Here is a 20141-nt window from a genome sequence, read left to right on the forward strand (position 1 = left end):
GTGCTGGCCTGGCTCCATGCCCGGGGGTGGCCTTTGGTCACGGGGCTACGTTCAAACCGATGGCTGGATGGTATCCAGACGGCAGGGAGGGGCCCACTGGGTGAAGGTGGTGCGGCGGTGGCGCAAGTTCTACGCGACCAATCAGGTGGGCTGGGTAGGGCACCGACACCGCAAGCGGGTGCGCTTGCTGGCTCATCTGGCTTTGGGCCTGGTGGCCTATGGGTTGATTGAGCTACAACGAGAGGGGCTGAAGTTGAGTTTCTACCAGTGCCGACGGAAACTGATGGCAAGAACACTGACCCTGGATTTGAGCCCTCTGGAAGCAGCTTAGTCGTTAGCGCGTAAATCCAGTATTTGTGAAGAGCCCTCTAAGGGCGCTTGCCAGAGCTGTCCGGGACGGGCAAAAAACTAGTCCTGCGGCGCAATTACAAAGGCCGAGGCAATCTCGTCCTTGTCGCTCAGGTTCATTATCTTGACCCCGCTGGTCGCCCGCCCATACTGGGAGATGCTGGCCACGCTGGTGCGAATGGCATTGCCCCGGCGCGAAAGTACCAGCAGGTCTTCGTTGCCCTGCACGCGCATGAGGGCTGCTAGCTGGCCCACTTTTTCGTTGGTATTGAAGGTGATGACCCCTACGCCACCGCGGCCTTGCAGGGGGTACTCAGAAACGGGGGTGCGCTTACCGTAACCGTGGGTTCCCACCGCCAGCACCTCGCCCTCCTCGCCTTTGGGCAGAATGACCAGCGAAACCACCTGGTCGTCGCGGCCTTCCTTGAAGCGAATCCCGGTTACGCCCTGGCTGGCCCGTCCGGTGGCCCGCACATCCGAGAGCGCAAAGCGGATGGCCTGGCCGCTTCGTGTTGCCAGCATCACCTGGTCACCTTCCTGGGCAATTGCTACCCCCACCAAAGCATCGTTTTCTACCAGGTTGATGGCAATCAGGCCAGCACTACTGAGGTTCTGGTATTCTTTGATCTCGGTTTTCTTGATCAGGCCGTTTTTGGTAGCGAACACAAAGTAGCCTTGCTGGGTCAGGTCGCGCACGTTTAGCAGGGCTGCGACCTCTTCACCTTCTTGCAGGGGCAGCAGGCTGACGATGTGGGTACCTCGAGCCTGCCGACTGGCTTCGGGCAGCTCGTGGACTTTTTCGCCATAGACCCGACCCCGGTTGGTGAAAATCAGTAGGGTATCGTGCATCGAGGCCACAAACACCGAGATGGCCTCGTCTTCGGCCTTGGTTTTGCCAGCCTGGGCCCCCGTTCCTCCCCGGCCCTGGGCGCGGTAGGCCTCGAGCGGGGTGCGCTTCATGAAGCCCTGACTGGTGAGGGTGATGACCATGGGCTCATCCTCGATCAGATCCTCGAGGCTGAAGCCTTCTTCGAACTCGGTAATCTGGGTGCGGCGCTGATCGCCGTACTTGTTTTTAATATCCAGCAACTCGCTCCTGACCACCCGCCACAGCCGCTTTTCGTCGCCCAGAATGGCCTCGAGGTGCGCGATTTCTTCCATCAGCTCGCGGTACTCGGCTTGCAGCTTCTCGCGCTCCAGCCCCACCAGGCGCTGCAAACGCATATCCAGGATGGCCTGGGCCTGAATCTCGCTGAGGTTGTAGCGGCTAACGAGTCCGCTGCGGGCTTCGGCGGCATCCTGCGAGCCGCGAATCAGGGCGATGACCTCGTCGATGTGGTCCAGGGCAATCAGGAGCCCTTCCAACACATGGGCGCGTTCTTTGGCTTTGCGCAGCTCGTACTCGGTACGCTTGCGCACCACCAGGCCCCGGTGGTCGAGGTAGTGGCGCATTATCTCCAATAGGTTCAGCACCTTGGGCTCGCCCTTTACAATGGCCAGCAGGTTCACGGTAAAGCTGGTCTGTAAGCGGGTGTGCTTGTAGAGCTTGTTGAGCACCACCTGGGGGTTGGCCCCGCGCTTGAGCTCGACGGCAATGCGCATGCCCTGGCGATCCGACTCGTCGCGCAAAGCCGAGATTTCTTCGATGACTTTGTTGCGAACCAGCGAGGCGATCTGGGCGATCAGGTCGGCCTTATTGACCTGATAGGGAATCTCGGTAAAGACCAGCATGGCCCGCCCGTTTTTCTCCTCGTTGCGAACCCTGGCCCGTACCTTAAGGCTGCCGCGCCCGCTGGCGTAGGCCTCCTTGATGCCCCGGCGCGAAAGCTTGGCCCCGGTAGGAAAGTCGGGGCCGGGCAGCACCTTCATGACCTCCTCGAGGGAGATCTCGGGGTTATCAATCATCTGCACCAGCGCCTCCACCACCTCGCTCAGGTTGTGGGGTGGGAGGCTGGTGGCCATACCGACGGCAATACCAGCGGAGCCGTTGACCAGGAGATTGGGCAGGGCCGCCGGAAGCACCTCGGGCTGCTCCTGGGTGCCGTCGTAATTAGGCGCGAAAGGCACGGTTTCTTTGTCGAGGTCTTGCAGGAGCTCGAGGCCAATATGGGAGAGCCGGGCCTCGGTATAACGCTGGGCGGCTGGGGGGTCGCCGTCCACCGAGCCAAAGTTGCCCTGCCCATCAATCAGCGGGTAGCGCAGGTTCCAGGGCTGGGCCAGGCGTACCAGGGTGTCGTAGATGGCCGCATCGCCGTGGGGGTGGAACTTACCCATCACCTCACCCACAATCTTGGCGCACTTCACGTGCTTGCGGCTTGGTAACACCCCGTCCTGATAGGCACCATACAGAATACGCCGCTGCACCGGCTTGAGGCCGTCGCGCACGTCGGGCAGGGCCCGGTCGACAATGACCGACATGGCGTAGTTGATAAAGCTTTGCTTGACTTCGTCGGTGATTTCAATGGGAAGGACTTGGGACATTCAATAACTCCTGTTTGCCTTTTGGCACAAAAAAAGCGCATGTGGACGCGCTATATATCCAACACTCCATTATACTCCAAATTGCCCGATTATGACAAAAACATAATTCGGGCCGCCCTGGGCTTGGTTCCACTCATCCGCGCGCCGATGGAACCCAGGCTCGCTCGAGGTTTTGCCATCAAAGCCAGATGCTCGCTGCGTAGAAGCACGATAAACGCTACTTTATACTCAGCAGAAAGAGCGCTTCTTGCGAAAGCCTGGCCTGGATTAAGCACCCTCGCTTACGGCCAGCCTGCAAGAAAGTCAACACGGAGGAATCCATGCCTTACATCCTTGCCCTCGACCAGGGAACCACCAGCAGCCGGGCCATCCTGTTTGACCTGGAAGGTCGGTCCAAGGCCATGGCCCAGCAGGAGTTCATGCAGCACTTTCCCCAGCCGGGCTGGGTCGAGCACGACCCTTTGGAAATCTGGCAAACCCAGCTTCAGGTCGCCCGCGAGGCCATCCAGCGCGCGGGCATCCAACCCAGCGAGATTGTGGCCCTGGGCATCACCAACCAGCGCGAGACCACCGTGCTGTGGGAACGGGCCACCGGCAAGCCGGTTTACCGGGCCATCGTCTGGCAGGACCGCCGCACCGCTGGTATCTGCGACGAGCTGCGCAAAGGGGGCTACGAAGGCGTATTCCAGCAGAAAACCGGGCTCTTGCTGGATGCGTATTTTTCCGGCACCAAGGTGAAGTGGCTTCTGGAAAACGTGCCGGGGCTGCGGGAACGGGCCGGGAAGGGCGAGCTGTGCTTTGGCACCATCGATAGCTGGCTGATTTACAACCTGACCGGCGGCCAGGTACACGCCACCGATGTCTCCAATGCCTCGCGCACCCTGCTCTTTAACCTGCACACCTTGCGCTGGGACGAGCACCTGCTGGGCATCCTGGGCATTCCCAAGGCGATGCTGCCGGAAGTGCGTCCCTCGGCAGGGCTATTTGGCGAGACGGTGCCCGAGTTGCTGGGGGCGTCCATCCCCATTGCAGGGGTGGCGGGCGACCAGCAGGCGGCTTTGTTTGGCCAGGCCTGCTTTACCCCTGGCATGGCCAAAAACACCTACGGCACCGGCTGCTTCATGCTGATGCACACCGGGCGGGCGCAGGTGGCTTCGCAGAACGGTCTTTTGACCACGGTGGCCTGGCAACTGGAAGGGGAGCCGCCCGAGTACGCCCTGGAAGGCTCGGTGTTTGTGGCGGGGGCGGTGGTGCAGTGGCTGCGCGATGGGCTGGGCATCATTCAAAACTCCAGCGAGGTGGAGGGCCTGGCCCGTCAGGTGAGCAGCACCGATGGGGTCTACCTGGTGCCGGCTTTTGTGGGTCTGGGCGCGCCCTACTGGGACCCCTACGCCCGCGGCACCATGGTGGGTCTGACCCGGGGCACCAGCAAAGCCCATCTGGCCCGGGCGGCTTTGGAGGCCATCGCCTACCAGAGCCGGGATGTGCTCGAGGCCATGGAAGCCGACTCCAGGCTGCAGCTTTCCGAACTACGGGTAGATGGTGGGGCCACCGCCAACGACCTCTTGATGCAGTTCCAGTCCGACATCCTGGGCACCCCGGTGGTGCGGCCCCAGGTAACCGAGACCACTGCCCTGGGGGCTGCCTACCTGGCTGGGGTGGGGGTGGGGATGCTCACCCGTGAGCAGATTGCCGAACGCTGGGCGGTGCAGCAGCGCTTTGAGCCGAGGATGCCCCAGGGCGAGCGGCAGCGGCTGTATGGCGGCTGGAAGAAAGCCGTGGAGCGGGCCAGGGGCTGGGCGGAGGTGTAGCTTTCATACCCGCGTCACACCAGGGTGCTAACATTGAGGCTGGAGGGTCAATTATGGATTTCAAAGAACTGGCCAACAAAGCCCGTGAGGCTGCCGAAAATGCACTCAAGCAGGCCGAAGCTAAATTCAACGAAGTGAAAGCCAACCTCGATAAAGATGGCGATGGGGTGCCGGATCAGCTCGAGGGGGTCTTGAACCAGGCCAAGCAGGCCACCGAACAGGCCAAAGCCAAGTTCGAGGAGCTGAAGTCCAACCTGGACAAGGATGGCGACGGTCTTCCCGACCAGATCAAGCACCTGAGCGAGCAGGCCAAGCAAGCTGCTGAGCAGGCCAGGGCCAAGGCCGAAGAGCTGGCTAAGGCCGCCCAGGAGCGGCTGGGCAAGAAGAGCTAAGCTTTTATCCAGGGGTTGCACAGACCCCTGGGTTTTGTGTTTGACGGGCAGCGGCTGGCCTTGCTACAAAGAAGGCCAGACCATTACCTCTTGTCCTACCCGCAGGTTGTGAAAGAAAAGCGCATCGGAGGAGAGCAGCAGCTGGGGGCCAGCGTTGCTTTTGGCCTCGACGGGCATTTGCAGAATGCGATTTTCTGCGCGCACTTCAACTTGCGTGAAAGGGCCAAAGTGGCTGCGCCAGGCCCGCAGAAGCTGGGTATCTATACGGGCCACGGCAGAACCCTCGAGCCTGGCCACTACCAAGCGTACCGTATGGGGGGTGCGGGTGGTAATCTGCACCAGGCCCAGCCGGGCTAAACGGCTTACGTTAAGGTTCACCACGTCGCTGGAAAGCCCGCTTGCCGATGCAAGGTCGAAGAGGCTGATGGGCTTGCTCATGTGCTGCAGTAGCTCAAACTCATCGGGCGAGAGGGTGAGGTGGGTGGTGCGGCTGGCGTCGGTTAGCCGCACCTGGTCGAAGGGGCTCAGGTCGAGGCGCATATCCATAAAGCGGATGGCCTCGAGCAGGTAGTTGTCGAGAGAACCTTGCAGGCTCGATTGCCTGGCCCGTTCCCCAACCAAAAAGCGAAACTTGCCCTCCTTGAGGGACAGAATCTGGAACAGGCCGTCGCGGCCTACCTGGTTTTTGTACTGTGCGTGAACCGGCTGGCCTTGCTCGAGGTAGACCTCACCCCCCGGAACCTTGAACGCCCCGGTTTGTCGGGCCTGGGAGAGCAGTTGCAAAAGCTCGATGGGGCCCAGAAGCTCGAACGTGCCGTCCATATCAGTCGCCTCGTATACCTAACAATAAAGCCAATTTTTGCTTGTGCCAGCCAGTCTTGACCAAACAGGGGTTGGCTGGAGGGAAAATGCTTTCCAGCTACCGTTTATATGCCAGTCAAGCAGCAGTGGCTCACCAGCCGCAAAAAGCCGTTCAGGTGTGATCTGGCATAAGCCATAGATCCTGTCCTGAACGGCATTTGTTTTGGTCGAGGCGAGAGGATTTGAACCTCCGACCACACCCACCCCAAGGGTGTGCGCTACCAGGCTGCGCTACGCCTCGAAGCTTTTTGCCTAGGCCAAAGCCTCAGGCACACACAAGTTTAGCGACCGGAGGACTAAACGTCAACACTTGGCTTGACCTCTGGCAAAGCCACCGCTATACTCATAACTCGCTGTGGGGGCGGTTAGCTCAGCTGGTTAGAGCACACGCCTGATAAGCGTGAGGTCCCGGGTTCGAGTCCCGGATCGCCCACCAAGTCCAGAACGAGAGAAACCGGAGTCGCTTAGGCTCCGGTTTTTGCTTGTACCCCCACGCCATACCCCCATTGGGGTTCGAGCTAGGCTCGGTGACGGGGGCCACTCAACAGGTCTTCCAGAGCCAGCACCCCGGCCCTGCGCTCTTCCTGCAACAGGTGACGGTATACGCCAAGGGTGACGCTCGGGGTGGCATGGCCCAGCTTGTCGGCTACCACGGACAGGTCAAGACCTCGGGCCAGCATCAGTGAGGCGGCGGTATGGCGTAGGTCGTGAATGCGCACCTCGGGAAACTCGGGGTGCTCAGCCCGTATGCGCTCCACCAGGCGGCGCAGAAAGTGATTGGGTGCGTTCACGTCCAGCGGCCTGTCCAGCCCGAACACAAAAGCCCCTTGCAGGTCTTTGGGGCGGAAGCCCTCGCTGTACAGGTCTTCGTAGCGGGCCTTCAGCCTAGCCAGTAGGTCAGGCGGTAGCGGAAGCACCCGCCTTGCTGCACGGGTCTTCAGGGGGCCTAGGGCGGCCTTGCTCCCTTGCAGGGTGTATTGCCGCTCCACCTTCAGCGCGGCCCCTATGAAGTCCACATCCCGCCATTGCAGCCCCAACACCTCGCCCTTACGCAACCCGAGTTGCACCAGCACCCGCAGCAGCAGGGCCATCACCGGGCTTTTGGAGGCCTCGGCATACTCCAGCAACAGCCGCACCTGTGGGGGCTCCAGGTGTTGCGCGGCCTTATCCCGCTCTGAGGCGCGGGGGAGTCGCACCGCAGCGCTCGGGTCGCGGTGGATGAGCTCAAGGGCCAGTGCTTCCCGCAGCACCAGCCGGACGCGCTCCAGCACCTTACCCAGGGTGCGGGGGCTGTGCTTTTCACCAATACGGTCTAGCATCCGGCGCAGGTCGTGGGGGGTGAGTTTCTGCAAGGGGATATTCCCTAGGTGCTCCAGGGCCAGGGCTAGCTCGCGCTGGTAGTTGCGCTTGGTGTTGGGGGCCTTGCCTCGGGTATGGCGCTCCAGTACCTCTTGTGCAAAGTCCCCGAAGCGGCGGCGGTCAGGACGCGGTACCAGCCCCCGGCTGTGCTGTACCTGGTACTCGTGGGCCTTCTGCAGGGCCTCCTTCTGGCTAGGCGCATACACCGAAACCCGGCGGCGCTGGATGCCGTCCGGCTCGGTTACGTAAAAGCGGCATTCCCATAGCCCGTTAGGGCGTTGCCTGACGTTGCCTTGCAGATTAGCGGCTCGCTTCTTTGCCATCCTGCACCTCCTCCAACAACCCCAGCGCTCTCAGCCCAGCCTCTACCGCCTCGCCCCGGCGCTTGGGGGGCAGGGTGTCGAACAGCGCGGCCAGCGGCTTGCGCAAGCGCACCCGCACCCTCACGCTCACCTCATCCGGCCTCAGGGCCTCTACTCCCAGCGCAGCTAGGCGGCGCTCTTTTGGCGGTCGAACCCTCCCCACATGATGGTATTTGTTTGGCATGAAGTGATTATAACATTGTGGGGCTCAATAAAAAGGTTTCCTCCAACAGGGATTAGGGGAAATATCCCTCAGCCTTCGAGCAGCAGCTTGGGGGGCTCGTCGTCAGGCGTGGCGGGGTCGAGCAGCCGCCAGCGCCTACCCGCAGCCCAGGCCGCGAGCCGCTCGACGTTCTCGCGGGTGAGCATCTGCGACGCGCGGTAGTCGGGCTCGGTAACTTCGAGGATGAGCCAGTCGTGCCCTTCGAGGGCCTGTGCGAAGAGGGAGGCTGGGTTGGTGGCTGTCGGGATTGCGAGATTGCCGGTAGCGGGCGTGCCGCTCTGGGCTAAGTCCTTCAGCAGATTGTCAAGCTCAAACATTTTGCTCCTTGTGAACGCGAGGGGCAAGCTTTGAGGTCGCCCCAAGTGTCGAGTGGTTGTCGAGTGCTGTCGAGTGGGTTACTCGACAAATGGGGTTATCAGAAATAGCGTCCAGTATGGCATTCCCAAAAAGCTGTCGAGTGCTGTCGAGTAGGTTACTCGACAAGGGATTATTGCGTGTAGAACGGTATTTGTGTGTATTTTTCTGTGTTGTTGTTGATGGAGTGATGTTATCCCCATAACAAATGTAACCCGAACTACTCTCTTCGAGGGCTTTTGAACAAAACAATATGCCCCCCTCACGCTTTTACTTGACAATCTAAGCTTTTCCCCGTCCTGGACAAAAATATCGTTGTCGAGTAGCTACTCGACACTACTCGACAACTTTTTGCAAATGCTGTACTGGACGCAAAACCGTTGTCGAGTAGGTTACTCGACACTTCTCCGCCAGAGCTTCATGTGGCCTCCGAAACGCGCGGGTTCACGACCCATGCGTCCCTCTCGCGAGGGGCCGGTAGCACCCAACGCGCCTCTGCCAGGGCGCTGATTACCCTTCGCGCCTCACTGGCGGTGACGATGCCCGCGATTTTGCGGCGGTAAACATCCCGCGTTGTGAAGCGGGTCAGTTCACCGCTCTGTAGTCTGCGGGCCAGCTTGATGACCGGTTCATCGTTGCCGGAAAGCGCCCGGTGCCAGATACGGCGGGCGTGGGGCTCCAGCCACAGCACCAGCGCGATGGCCCGCTTGAGGGTGTCAGCGCTTACCGGGCCGTACTCCCCCCAGGCGGCAGCGAGTACAGCCGTGAGCCGGGCGGTGAGTCCCATGCGCTTACCCAGTAAGGCCTTCCACGCTTCCGGGTGGTCGGGGTTGCGTAGCTCGCGCTGGGTCTGGTTCTCCCACTTGCGCCAAAGGTCTTGTGCGCCATCATCAAAGCGCAGCGTCTTTTCTCCTCCGTTGCTCAACGTGTCCCAGATGCGCGTCACCAGACCGTGGTAGCGCTCGCGCTCCTCATTGGTGATAGCCGGGCGCTCATCTTCCCAGGGCCGCTCCTGGGCCGTTACCACGATGAAGCGCTGTAGCAAGCCGTCTGCCCCGTTGCTGTCCCCGTTTTGGGCCTCCAGCACCCGCTCGCGGAAGGGGCCAGGCTGGATGAACCCCAAAAGCGAAAGAACCGGCCTCTCAACAAACGTTGAGCCGCGCACCACCCGGTCAATCGGAGCGGGGGTGGCGCTGTAGGCAGATAGATAAAAAGCACGATCGGCAGCTTTATCTTCTCGGCTCCAGGTCTTGAACAGCCCTGTTAGCTCGTCGTGGTAGGCCAAAATGCCGGGGTTATTCCCCAGCAGGTCGGCCAGAGCTTCACGGGTTACATCGTTTGCCAGTAGCCGCTCAGGGATGGGGCGCTTGGGTTTGGGGCCGCGCTCAGAGCGTTTGGCAGCCTCCCACGCGGCCAGTTCGGCCTCATGCGCGGCCATCGCCCGCTCGTGCTCCTCCCGTAGCTCCTTCTCGATCTCCCACGCGGGACGTAGGGCGGCCTTGAGGATGGGGGTTTTTCCGGTGGACACCCCCATCACCACCGCAAGCCACAATGCGGTGGGCTCCAGCCATGTGGGATTATCCCGGTCGGGCGCGATCCACAACCGCCCGTTGGTGACGGCGGTGACGGCGGTGAGCATTGTCAGCATCACCGGGCCAGGGTCAACACAAAGCCGGTCAGCGAAAGCCAGCGCGTAGTCTTCGAGCTCGGGCGGCAAAAGATGACCCGCAGGCCAGGGCTTGAGCTTGGCGGCGGTGTCCAGCGGCTCCGGTTCAGGCCACACCTGCTCATGCGTTACCTCGGGGGCATTGCTCAGCAACTCGCGAGCGCTCATGCCGCACCCCCCACCACGTCCAGCCAATCTTCCCCGGCCTTCGGTGGGACAGCCAACCGCACCCGGCGCCCTTCCGAGAGCAAGCGGCGGGCCAGGGCGTTAGCGGCATCAACCCCGGCGGAGTCGTTATCAGCACAGATGACCACCTCGAAAACCTCAGCCGGTAGCTCCACAGCCGCCAGCCCACCGGCGCTCACACAGGCCCACACCGGCCAGCCGGTGGACTGGTGGACAGCAAGGGCGGTCTCGATGCCCTCGGTCAGGGCCAAAGGTTGCCCCGCTTGCGGCTCGAACAGTCGGATGCTCCCACCCAAGGGGTGCGAGCCCTTCGCTAGGCGCTTTTCGAGTCGTCCCGAGCCGTCCGCCTTCAAGAGGGTCAGGTGCAGCCCTGCCAGGCCCTGCGGGCCTTCCACACGGGCCAGCATCACCGGCTGCTCACCCCACAGGGCCAGCCTCAGGGTCGGGGGCGGCTCGATAGACAGCCCTCGGGCCTTTAGGTAGCGGCTCAGCAGTGGGTGATGGGGCCTTGCCCTATCCCACCACCCCTGCCAGCGCTCACGGGCCTCCAGGGGAGTTGTAGGGCGCTCAGGGCTTGTAGCCGGGCGGCAGTAGCCGGGGGCCTCCCAGGGCCTGGCCTCCCTTGCGTACAAATCCCGCCAGGACAACCCTACAGCCGCAAGCACTGCCTCAGCCGGGCATCCCGCGAAGCAATGGAGCAACGGCTTTTCGTCCTGTACCGCAATGCTCAGGGCTCGATTCTTCCCCGAACCGTGAGCCGGGCAGGTAGCCCGCCAGCGGTTGTGTCCTGCGGGGCGCACGTTAGCCAGGCGCGAGAGTAGCGCATCCGGCCTAGGGATGCTATACTTTGTGTAGTGTGACAAAGCGCACCTCTAACGTTCCCCGCCCTGCTCGGCGGGGTTTTCCTTGGGCAAGAGCCCTAGGCGCTCAAGTTCAGCGCGTGGCACGAGCAGCTTGCGCCCAAACCGCTTTGCCTCAAGCTCGCCTCGCCTGTGCATCTTCCTCAGACCGGACACAGAGAGACCTGTCATTGTTGCAACTTCCTTCAAACTGAAGCTAATCCTTTTTTCCATAAGTACACAACTCCACGCGCCGGGCGCGATGGCCCGTCGAGATGCTTTGCTCAACAAACTGAGCAGCGATGCTTGCAAACTATTTTTTGTTGGGGTATTTTATATACGCTTAGTCAAGCACCCCCTTTCTTTGGGCGGATTATGCCTCGAACATAATCCGCCTTTGTATTTCCCGATGATGCCACAACTACCCCCCAATGTCAAGATTTTGCCGTCCTGGACGAGTATACTCAGAGTCAAGTCGGCCCGGACGACTAGAGGTTTTCAGGGAGCCCCAGGAGTTCGGCCACCTTGCGGCGGCTGATGAGCCACCGGCGGCCCACCTTGGTGCCGTGCTTACGCATCAGGTTCAGGGCCGCGTCCCGCCCCAGGCGGTTGCGCCCCACGAGGTCTCTAAGCTCTTTTGTCGTCATCATTGCGTTCTCCGGCATGTAAACCTCCCTGTGCCGCACCCTGCCGCGCCTCGTGCGGCGGTGCGGCAGCCGCAAAGCGGCGGTCTGCGGCGTGGGCCGCACTGCATTTGCTCAACTGAAAGCAAAAACCCCCCTTTTAGGAAAGCAAAAAACCCTTATTTCAAGGTTCGAGATAGCGGCGCAGGATTTCGGCCAGAACATCCCCTCCGTGGGTCAGGCGCAAATCTCCCCCAAACCGCCAGGGGTAGCTAGCCAGCCCATCGGTGGCAGCATTCACACGGCGAGGATGGAACGCCCCCCAGCCGAGCTTGTTCATAACCCGCTCGCGCTGGTACTCGCTCTCAGAAAGCTGCCTCGACAACTTGGCCCACTCCCGCGCCACTGTGCGGAAGTGCTCTTCCAGACTCTCCACGAGTTTTTTTGCCTCGGCCTCGATTTTTCGTCGGGCCTCCCACAGTGCGGCGTGCTCTGCCTCCAAGCGCTCCCGCTGCTCCCGCGCCTCAATCTCCTGGAGCCGGTCTGCCAGGGGCTCGATTCTGCTCGAACAGCGGGCTATCAAGCCCTCAATGGCGGTGGCCTCGACCCCTGCCCTGACACGCTCCTCGACGGTTTGGGCGACTTCTACCGCCCTTTTCGCGGCCTTCAGGCGCTCTTCCAGCTCGGCAAGCTCTTCCTTCAAGGGCTCCAGGGCCTGCAAGAGTTCCTGCTTTTCGTCCGGGGTGGGCTTGGGAGTGGCCTCCTCGATGGCCTGGGCGACCAGTGCCTCCAGGCTGTCTATCTTTGACTTTGACATAATCCTCCTTGGTATGGAAAATGCCGCCCGAAGGCGGCTTCTACTGTTGTAACACAGGCACGGCAGAACAGGTGGTGCTATAGCCACCTCAAGCGGGCCTGCTCTGTTTTTGTACCAGGGCTAAACTGTAGCATTATTCGCCAAGCGGTGGCCTCTAATGCTTCCTGGAGTCTTCGAGGGTCGCCTATCAAACGTACCGAAGGGTTCTCGAAAGTTGTGGAAGGCGCTCTCAAGGCCTTCTTCCAGCCTTCGATGAGTCCCTCAATCTGCTGCGGATAGTATTCCGCATACAGCGTGGTCAGGTTGAATGTGCCCTCGGGCTTGCCTCTGAGCCAGCCGCCAATAATCTCCTCTCTGCAAAAGAAACAACACGACTCTGTTTTTCTTCCATCCTGCACTCCAAAGAAAGGCCCGGCATGAAGCCGGGCAGGTCATAGCTCGTCCTCCTCTTCCTCGGGCCAACCGAAATAAGGCTCGTCCTGGTAAGCGTCAACCGTATTGACGTAGCCATCTATAAAATGGGGCAGGTCGCTCACGGTCTCCAAAATATCCTGCCCATCTTCGTCGAGCTGGCCCGAAATCACCTTGTAGTCGCCGGGGCCGCGCCATTCCAGCTCGGCCAGGATTCCGCCTTTGCCGTCGTATCGGATGATTCTCATTGTGCCGCCTCGCTTTCCAGCAGGGCGCGGGCATCTTCCACGCGGCCCAGTGCCCACACGGGGTGATGGTTCTCCACGTTGATTTTTCCGTCGTTCACGTCCAGCATCCAGGCCAGCACGCTCAGATGCTCGGGCAGGTCGGGGCGGTAGGTCTTGGCCGCCTCCAGCCACCTCGAAGGAAACTCCCATCCGGGAACCACCTCCGTGCCGTAAACGCCGATGCCGTGCTTGTTGTAGCGGTCGGGGGTAATCAGGTCGAGGGCAAAGCGTATGGTCATACTCCCACCTCATTTAGCGCCAGACGTGCGGCCTCACGGTTGGCCCGGCCTGACGCAATCAGGGTATCGCGCAGGCTTCCACCCACAATCAGAATCACACCTAGGTCGCTCACGCCCCCAAGCCAGCCATAGAGCTTTTCCGGGTCGTTCTCGGCCAGGGTACGGTAGGGCTCCAGGTAGCGCTGGAAGGCTTCAGGGGAAACCGCTTGGCGCTTGCGCTCTAAGTTTTGCTTCATGTGCTTTAGCCGCATACGGTTCCAGCCGGGTTCGTCGGGGCCTAGAAAGTTGTAGGCTTCTTGGCTTAGGGAAAAATCGAAGTCCCAGCGCCGACCGTCAGGTGTAACCCCCCAGTTGCCGCCCTTACGGTCAATATCACCCAGCAGGTCGCCCAGGGCCACCTGCTGCCAGTAGTTGGGCACGTTTTCGGGGCCATCAGGGCCAAAGTGCAGCGGGTTGCGACTGCTAAAGGGGGCTGCGTGACGTAGCTCAGGCACCAACATCGAGGCCGCCATGAGCTTCTTTCCCTGCTCTACCACCGCTGCCGGGGGAACGTTGAGGCCCAGGCTTCGGCCTATCACGCTGGCAATGATTTCCCTGGAGACGGCACCCTCGTTGGTGGGCTTGAGTATCCAACGCTCCCCGCTGTCGGCAAGCTCTCCAATCAACACCGGCCCTTCCCGGCCCCTGTTGCCTTCACGCAGGTCGCCAAACTGCTCAAACACAAACCGCTCAGGCAGACGCCGCTCCCAGCCGGGCAGGGCCACTGAGCCAAAGCCCGAGGGCTTAGTCGTCCGGGCAGACTCGCTCCGGCGCTTCTGCCAGCGGTGCTTGCGGGGGTCAACCTTGGAGGGAAGCAGCGCGTACTCCCCCCTGTTTTTCAACAGAATGCGGGCAAACGATACTCGCTTCGACATGGTTCACCAGGGGTTGGGGGCCGACCAGACCCGCTTTTCCCATTCTTCCTTGGCCCGCTGCACCTGCTCGGGGTCGCTCTCGTCGAGGGGCATCAGGCCGGTCTCGCGCCAGCGTTGGAGGCGGCGCTGCACGTCTTCGTCAAGCTCGGACTCGCTAATGGGGGCCAACGGCTTGAACTCGCCCTGCTCGCGCTTCCAAAGCCAGCCGTTCCAGTAGTACAGGTCGGGATTGTCGTCCGGGTCGAGGCCGTACTTTCGTACATCAAACACCGGGTCTTGGATGCACCAGTCGCGGTAGATAAAAGGGGGCGGGGTTTTGTTCGTGCTCATGCTGTAACTCCTCCACAGTTTTGGCATGCTTGAGCGGGTGAGTCGCATTGGGGAGTCGCTACTTCCAGTATTTCATCGCTGGGTTGTCCACCTCGAAGTCGCCCCGCGCCAGGGCCACCAGCCGCTCCAGGGGCCAGCCCTCTTCGGCGTTGCACTCAAGGGCGCTTTGGAGGTATTTCTCGGGCACCATCTCAAAGCCCTCAATCTCCCGCACCGGGCGGATGCTCTTCCTGAGCGCTTCGAGGCTTCCTTCCATCTGGTAGAGGCTGTCTTTCCCAGCCACGTGGTGCTCGCTGTAGCCCCACTCGCCGCGCCCGTTGACCCAGAGAATCCGCATAGGGCCAAACCCGCCGCCGTAGTTGCGCCAGGGGCCGGGGATGCTGGGGGGTGCCACGGTCTGGGTGTACAGCACCGCCACCCAGCCCCCGCCGGCCTCGAGGTCGGGGACGCGGAAGGGTGTGGTGTCATCGGTTTCGCCTTCAAGTTCATCTTCAAGTTCATCTTCAAGTTCGTCATCGAGCAGGTCGTCGGGCATCCCCGCCAACATCAGCGTGTAACTGGTGGTCAAGGCGCCCCAAGTAATCGTTAGAGGCTTGTTCTCGTCTCCCATGACACTCAATGTAGTATCGACGGCGAAGCGAATGGCTTCTTTTCCACGGAAAATGTCGTTGCTAGCTTGCAGTTGGTGGGGCTGCGGGGTGACCCCATTTGACCCCCATTGACCCCTGAAACTGGGGGATAAGTGAGGGCATTTGAGGATAAACAATCTTCAGGTGAGTATCGTCCTGAACGCACTTTTGGGACGGTTGGGGAAACTTAGGATTACAACAGACTTACACTTCACACGCGTGGGGTCGTAGGTTCAAATCCTACATCGCCCACCAAGTCCAGGACGAGAAAAACCGGAGTCGCTGGGGCTCCGGTTTACTTTATTGGGCTCTAAGCCCGCTGCTTGGAGTGTCTTAGAGCGCTCTTCACAAATATTGAGCTGCCCACAACTTGATTGCTTTGTCCTGCACAGCACAATTGCCTCCCGGATGGTAGGCAACGTCTGTGAAGGGTGCGATAGGCCGAACTCGAGCGAACCCGGTGCTAGTAATACCTGGACGGGTCCACGTAGCGAAAGTTGCCGTTGTTGTCGATGACGATTACCCGGAACCACATCTGGTCGCTGGGGATGAGCACACCCCCGCCGGTAAAGCCAATCACCTGACCCTGGCTAACCCGCTGGCCCACCGATACCCGCGGCTCGAGCACATTCACATACTGGGTGGCAATCTGGTCGGAGTGGCGGATGGTTAGGGTGTAGCCCAGGTTGGCAATGAACAGGCTGTCAATGACCACCCCGTCGGCGGCGGCCACAATGGGGCTGGAGGCCTCGGCCCCCTGGAGGGTTTGCCAGTCGTTGCCCTGGAAGCCGTAGGGCTCGGCGACGCGGCCGCCACGTACTGGGAATTGCAAAGCCCCTACCACCTCGCGCGGAACCGTAGGGGTCTCGCGCTCGCGGCGGGCCGCTTCCTCGCGCTGGCGTTGGGTGAGCAACGCCCGTTCTCGCTGGGCTTGTAGCTCGCGTCTTCGACGCTCTTCCTCGGCCCGACGGCGCTCCTCAGCGATGCGCTGCAGCTCGGCGGCAATGCGGCTTTGCAGCACCTGTAGTTCGGCCCGGAGCTGGGCCTGGGCTTGCAGGGTTTCGCGCAGAATTACCTGTCGGCCAGCTTGCTGTTGCCGCAGGTTGGCGACGGTAAGCAACACGGCCTGGCGGTTTTGCGCCAGGGCGGCGATGCGCTGCTGCCGCTCGGCCCGACGCTCGCTAAGGGTATTCACCAGCAGTTCCAGCCGCACCCGCTCTTCGTCGAGCTGGCGCACGGTGTTTTTGATGCGTTCCATAAGGTCGGTCTGGCGCTGCCCCAGCATCCCTACCCAGCGGCTGCGCACCGACAGGTCGGTGAAGGACTCGGCCCGCAAAAGAGGCAAATAGCGCCCGGCCCGCTCGCGGTGCAGGCTTTGTAGCAGCGCCGAAAGTCGCTCGCGCAGGCCCTCGAGCTCCTTTTGCAGGCTGGCTATACGGGCCTCGGCTTGTTTTTTCTGATCCTCAAGCAGTTCTATTTGCCGGGTTAGCTCGGCCCGTTCGCGCTCGAGGCGGGTGATCTCGGCCTCGAGGCGGCGCAGCTCCTGGAGCTTTTGCCTGGTAGCAGCGTCGAGGTTGGCCAGGTCGCGGTTGAGCTGCTCGATGCGCTGTTGCTGGAGCTGTAGGAGCCGACGGTTTTGCTCGGCTTGCTGTTGTAGCTGGTTGAGGTTGGCCTGGCCCAGGGCCCCGGGCTGAAAGGCCAAGGCAAACAGCAAGCCCGTAAGCCAGAAAGCCTGGGCGATAATGCTGTAAATACCCCAGGCCCCTGGCGGGCTATTTTTTTTAGCCCCAACCGCTGAATTCTGCTTCATAGGTCGGTCTCCCGCAGGTTGGCCCGGCTGGCCAGGTAGGCCCCGGTGGCCCCCAGCAGAACCGCCAGCAGCAGCATGGCTCCGGCGGCTCGAGCCAGGTCGCTATCGGCCAGCACGGGTATGAAGGGCAGCAGGTTTTGCAGGGCCTCGGCCAAAAAGCGATAGGAAACCACCCCCAGCCCCAGCGCTACCAGGCCTGCGGCCAGGGTGAGCAGGGTTCCCTCGGCCACAAAGGGCCCCTGGATGAAGCGCCGGGTGGCCCCTACAAGCTGCATAACCCGCAGTTCCTCGCGCCGGTTTTCGATGGAAAGCCGAATCGTGCCCATTACGCTAAAAAGTGTGTCCAGAAGAAGCAGCAAGACAAGTATATTTACGGCTACCCGCAAACCCCCCAGCACCCGCACCAGTTGCTCGGTGAGGGCACCACCATACTCCACGCTGTCTACGCCCTCCAGCCGGGCTACCCGCCGCCCCACTTCGCGCACCGCCTGGGGGTCGTTCAGCCTGAGCCGGATGGTGTCGGGAAGGGGGTTCTGGATAAACTCACGGGCCTGGGCCAGATAGGGGTAATCCAGCTGGAGCGTGGCCAGGGCTTCTTCTTTGGTTTGTAGCCGGGCCTCGCTGACCTCAGGCCAGGTTTTAATCTGGTTGAGGATCTCGCCGGCCTGGGCGTCGGGCTTGAGAAAAGCAGCCACCTCCAGTTCGCGCTCGAGCGTGGCCACCACCCGGTCCAGGTTCCACAGCAGCAACCCCAGCAAAAACAGGAGCGAAAACGATACCAGGGCGGTAAAAAAGGTGGCCAGGGTACTGGTTGGGTGTTGGCGCAACGAACGCAAAGCCTGAGAAAAAGCGTACACGACATTAGTGTATCTGCTGCCGCCTGCCGATGGGTGAATCCCGGCTTAGTGCTGTATTTGTTAGGGAGGCCCCCCTTTGAACAAAGGCAAAGCCACTTGCTGTGTAGAATATGCTTGTTGTGCGACCTTGAGCCATTTTTGTTACAGGAGGCCGGAATGTGCTGAGCGGAAACCTGGCAGAGTTCCCCCTTTTAAGGCTCTTGGAGACCCTGATGGGGGCGGCCAGGGGTGGGGCTTTACACATCGAGCACCCCAGTTTTGTGGGCGCTATTTATCTGGAGGGGGGTCATCCGGTGCATGCCCAGGCTGGTTCACTGCGGGGTTTGGAGGCCCTTGAGCTTCTGGCCGGCCTGCGCTCTGCGCTATTTCGCTTCGACTCCGAACAGCAGACCCAAGAGCGCAGCATCGAGCCTGGCCTAAGGACCCACCGGCTCATCCTGCATCAGTTCGAAGCCTGGAAGGAGATAGATCTGCCCGACAACTGGGAGCTGCTGCTACAGGCCCGCCCTGCCCAGGGCCATACCCGGCTGAGTCCCCTCGAGGTAAGCGTGCTAACCCAGGCCCAGGGGAAAAGCCTGGCCCAGGCATTGATGAACGGGCGGCTTTCACCCCTCGAGACGGCCCAGGTGCTCAACAAACTTTTGCATTCAGGTTTGCTCGAGGCCCGGATGCACCTGCAAGTACAGCCGGAGCCCCTGGTGGTGCTCACCCTATACGGCAGAGGGCAGGGGGTGGCCGCCATCGACGAAGACCTGTTTTTGCGCTGGCAAGGGTTGTTGGGGGGAGGGTTTGTGCTGCGTGTGCGCAGTAAAACCCAGGAAACCACCCTGCGCCCCGAGCCCCGCCTAAATATGCAGGGCCGGGTGGGGCTCTTTGAGCGTGACTTGCGTCAACTGCGCCTCAGCCGGGGCGTACCGGTAGAAGTCTGGCCAGAGGTCAGGTAAAACAAAGGCGGCCTTATGGATCTACTTGCGCTTAACGACTATATCAATCGAGCAGTCTATGGCGAATGGATGATGCTGGTTTTCATCCTGGTGGGCCTGTACCTGTCCCTGCGCACCGGCTTTGTGCAGTTTGGTCGGCTGGGCACGGCACTGCGTGAAACGCTGGGGGCCATACGCGAACGCTTCCTGAGTTTTGGGGGCCAGATTACGCCTTTTCAGGCGGCCATGGTCGCTGTGTCTGCCACCATCGGGACCGGCCACATCATCGGCATGGTGGGCGCGGTAGTGCTGGGCGGTCCAGGCGCGGTGCTGTGGATGTGGATTGCCTATCTGGTAGGCATGGCCACCAAGTTTGCCGAGGCGGTTCTGGCGGTACACTTTCGGCGCCAGTACACCGATGGCTCGGTCCTGGGTGGCCCCATGGTTTATATCCGCTATGGCCTGGGCCCACGGATGGCCTGGTTGGCGGCTTTATTCGCCCTCTTTACCGCCATTGCGGCATTTGGGATTGGCAACCTTTCACAAGCGGGCGCGGTGGGGGCAGCCCTGGCCCAGGAATTTGACGTGCCGCCAGCCATTACTGGATTGCTGGTGGCACTTCTGGTTGGGGTTTTGCTGGCCGGAGGCATTCGCTCGGTGGCGCGCTTTGCCCAGATGGTGGTGCCGCTCAAGCTGGTGCTGTTTCTGGTGGCGATTCTGCCGCTGCTCTTGATGCACCTTCAGAACCTTCCCGCTGCGCTGGCGCTGATTGTTTCTTCGGCTTTGAGCTTTCAGGCGGCTGCGGGGGGGGTGGCCGGGGCTGCGGTATCGCTGGGCCTGGCCGAAATCCTTAAAGCCGGCGTAGGGCGGGGTATTTTTGCCAACGAAGCCGGGCTGGGCTCAGCGGCCATTGCCCACGCCCAGGCCCAGGTAGACCACCCGGTGCGGCAGGGCTTCTGGGGCCTGACCGAGATGCTTCTGAGCCTGATGGTTACTACCCTGATGGCCCTGACCTTCATCGCCAGTGGGCTCTGGCAGTCATATTTGGGGGGCGACCGGGTAGAGGCAGCCCGTGCTTTGTTCGCCGAGCATCCGCTGGGGGTAGCCCTGCTGGGGCTGCTGCTGGCTGTTTTTGCTTTGGGCACTATGGTTTCGTGGGGTTTTTATGGTGAAGAGGGCGCAGCCTATCTGTTTGGCGAGGGCATCCGCTGGCCTTACCGCCTGACCTTTGCGACCTTTGCTTTTGTGGGGCCACTGGGTGGCCTGGCCGCCCTGACCAGTGTGGCCGATACCTTGAATGGCCTGATGGCTATTCCCAACCTGATTGCCCTGCTGGCCCTCGGGGGGCTGGTGGGCCGGCTGGTGCGGGAGTTTTTTAGCGGGATGCCCTGGCAGCCCCCACAGGAAGAAGATTGATAC

The 20141-nt window shown here is 61.3% G+C and carries 21 protein-coding genes, 2 tRNA genes and 1 pseudogene; 6 read left to right on the forward strand and 18 right to left on the reverse strand.

Annotated elements, in window-relative coordinates:
• Window positions 1-331 (forward strand): annotated as a pseudogene (locus ABWU19_RS04170) (IS701 family transposase); the annotation flags it as partial.
• 77 nt (window positions 332-408) lie between these two features.
• Here the strand turns inward: ABWU19_RS04170 and gyrA are convergent.
• Entirely contained in the window at window positions 409-2829 is a 2421-nt protein-coding gene (gyrA, locus tag ABWU19_RS04175) for a DNA gyrase subunit A (RefSeq protein ID WP_435900506.1), read from the reverse strand.
• Window positions 2830-3149: 320 nt separating this feature from the next.
• On the opposite strand from gyrA, the gene glpK reads away from it, so the two are divergent.
• Both glpK and ABWU19_RS04185 read left to right on the forward strand, forming a co-directional pair.
• On the forward strand, window positions 3150-4640 hold the full coding sequence (gene glpK, locus ABWU19_RS04180) for a glycerol kinase GlpK (RefSeq protein WP_435900507.1): 1491 nt from the start codon (window positions 3150-3152) through the stop codon (window positions 4638-4640).
• A gap of 53 nt (window positions 4641-4693) precedes the next feature.
• Complete coding sequence (locus ABWU19_RS04185) at window positions 4694-5032, forward strand: dolichyl-phosphate-mannose-protein mannosyltransferase (RefSeq protein WP_435900508.1); 339 nt, start codon at window positions 4694-4696, stop codon at window positions 5030-5032.
• 63 nt (window positions 5033-5095) lie between these two features.
• Here the strand turns inward: ABWU19_RS04185 and ABWU19_RS04190 are convergent, their stop codons facing one another.
• Window positions 5096-5854, reverse strand: coding sequence for a DUF4388 domain-containing protein (locus ABWU19_RS04190; RefSeq protein ID WP_435900509.1), 759 nt, complete (start codon window positions 5852-5854; stop codon window positions 5096-5098).
• Between the two features lie 203 nt (window positions 5855-6057).
• Window positions 6058-6134 (reverse strand) — tRNA-Pro (locus ABWU19_RS04195).
• Window positions 6135-6252: 118 nt separating this feature from the next.
• Here ABWU19_RS04195 and ABWU19_RS04200 point away from each other — a divergent pair.
• Window positions 6253-6329, forward strand: a tRNA-Ile gene (locus ABWU19_RS04200).
• An 82-nt stretch (window positions 6330-6411) separates the two neighbouring features.
• Here the strand turns inward: ABWU19_RS04200 and ABWU19_RS04205 are convergent.
• The 15 genes from ABWU19_RS04205 to ABWU19_RS04275 form a co-directional block, all read right to left on the reverse strand.
• Window positions 6412-7575: a tyrosine-type recombinase/integrase gene (locus tag ABWU19_RS04205; RefSeq protein ID WP_435900510.1), complete on the reverse strand. Its 1164-nt coding sequence runs from the start codon at window positions 7573-7575 to the stop codon at window positions 6412-6414.
• Window positions 7553-7798 (reverse strand): hypothetical protein, encoded by a 246-nt coding sequence (locus ABWU19_RS04210; RefSeq protein ID WP_435900511.1) that lies wholly within the window; start codon window positions 7796-7798, stop codon window positions 7553-7555. The genes ABWU19_RS04205 and ABWU19_RS04210 overlap by 23 nt, the downstream gene beginning before the upstream one ends.
• A gap of 68 nt (window positions 7799-7866) precedes the next feature.
• Window positions 7867-8154, reverse strand: coding sequence for a hypothetical protein (locus ABWU19_RS04215; protein WP_435900512.1), 288 nt, complete (start codon window positions 8152-8154; stop codon window positions 7867-7869).
• 455 nt (window positions 8155-8609) lie between these two features.
• Window positions 8610-10025, reverse strand: a complete 1416-nt coding sequence (locus tag ABWU19_RS04220) for a YfjI family protein (protein ID WP_435900513.1) — start codon at window positions 10023-10025, stop codon at window positions 8610-8612.
• Window positions 10022-10906 (reverse strand): toprim domain-containing protein, encoded by an 885-nt coding sequence (locus ABWU19_RS04225; RefSeq protein WP_435900514.1) that lies wholly within the window; start codon window positions 10904-10906, stop codon window positions 10022-10024. The genes ABWU19_RS04220 and ABWU19_RS04225 overlap by 4 nt, the downstream gene beginning before the upstream one ends.
• A gap of 9 nt (window positions 10907-10915) precedes the next feature.
• Window positions 10916-11116 (reverse strand): helix-turn-helix domain-containing protein, encoded by a 201-nt coding sequence (locus ABWU19_RS04230; RefSeq protein ID WP_435900515.1) that lies wholly within the window; start codon window positions 11114-11116, stop codon window positions 10916-10918.
• 254 nt (window positions 11117-11370) lie between these two features.
• Window positions 11371-11547: a hypothetical protein gene (locus ABWU19_RS04235; RefSeq protein WP_435900516.1), complete on the reverse strand. Its 177-nt coding sequence runs from the start codon at window positions 11545-11547 to the stop codon at window positions 11371-11373.
• A 142-nt stretch (window positions 11548-11689) separates the two neighbouring features.
• Complete coding sequence (locus ABWU19_RS04240) at window positions 11690-12322, reverse strand: hypothetical protein (protein ID WP_435900517.1); 633 nt, start codon at window positions 12320-12322, stop codon at window positions 11690-11692.
• Window positions 12323-12753: 431 nt separating this feature from the next.
• Window positions 12754-12981: a hypothetical protein gene (locus tag ABWU19_RS04245; RefSeq protein WP_435900518.1), complete on the reverse strand. Its 228-nt coding sequence runs from the start codon at window positions 12979-12981 to the stop codon at window positions 12754-12756.
• On the reverse strand, window positions 12978-13259 hold the full coding sequence (locus ABWU19_RS04250; protein WP_435900519.1) for a hypothetical protein: 282 nt from the start codon (window positions 13257-13259) through the stop codon (window positions 12978-12980). Before ABWU19_RS04250 ends, ABWU19_RS04245 begins: the two co-directional genes overlap by 4 nt.
• Window positions 13256-14173, reverse strand: coding sequence for a hypothetical protein (locus ABWU19_RS04255; protein ID WP_435900520.1), 918 nt, complete (start codon window positions 14171-14173; stop codon window positions 13256-13258). Before ABWU19_RS04255 ends, ABWU19_RS04250 begins: the two co-directional genes overlap by 4 nt.
• A gap of 3 nt (window positions 14174-14176) precedes the next feature.
• Window positions 14177-14503 (reverse strand): hypothetical protein, encoded by a 327-nt coding sequence (locus tag ABWU19_RS04260; protein WP_435900521.1) that lies wholly within the window; start codon window positions 14501-14503, stop codon window positions 14177-14179.
• A 58-nt stretch (window positions 14504-14561) separates the two neighbouring features.
• Complete coding sequence (locus tag ABWU19_RS04265) at window positions 14562-15071, reverse strand: hypothetical protein (RefSeq protein ID WP_435900522.1); 510 nt, start codon at window positions 15069-15071, stop codon at window positions 14562-14564.
• Window positions 15072-15595: 524 nt separating this feature from the next.
• Window positions 15596-16942: a murein hydrolase activator EnvC family protein gene (locus ABWU19_RS04270; protein ID WP_435900523.1), complete on the reverse strand. Its 1347-nt coding sequence runs from the start codon at window positions 16940-16942 to the stop codon at window positions 15596-15598.
• On the reverse strand, window positions 16939-17799 hold the full coding sequence (locus tag ABWU19_RS04275; RefSeq protein ID WP_435900524.1) for a cell division protein FtsX: 861 nt from the start codon (window positions 17797-17799) through the stop codon (window positions 16939-16941). The genes ABWU19_RS04270 and ABWU19_RS04275 overlap by 4 nt, the downstream gene beginning before the upstream one ends.
• Before the next feature lie 158 nt (window positions 17800-17957).
• Between ABWU19_RS04275 and ABWU19_RS04280 the strand changes: the two genes are divergently transcribed.
• Together ABWU19_RS04280 and ABWU19_RS04285 are read left to right on the forward strand one after the other, a co-directional pair.
• Window positions 17958-18743 (forward strand): DUF4388 domain-containing protein, encoded by a 786-nt coding sequence (locus ABWU19_RS04280; protein WP_435900525.1) that lies wholly within the window; start codon window positions 17958-17960, stop codon window positions 18741-18743.
• 15 nt (window positions 18744-18758) lie between these two features.
• Window positions 18759-20138 (forward strand): alanine/glycine:cation symporter family protein, encoded by a 1380-nt coding sequence (locus tag ABWU19_RS04285; RefSeq protein ID WP_435900526.1) that lies wholly within the window; start codon window positions 18759-18761, stop codon window positions 20136-20138.
• The last annotated feature ends 3 nt before the right edge of the window (window positions 20139-20141 follow it).

The organism is Meiothermus cerbereus (assembly GCF_051297115.1).
GTDB lineage: Bacteria > Deinococcota > Deinococci > Deinococcales > Thermaceae > Meiothermus > Meiothermus cerbereus_A.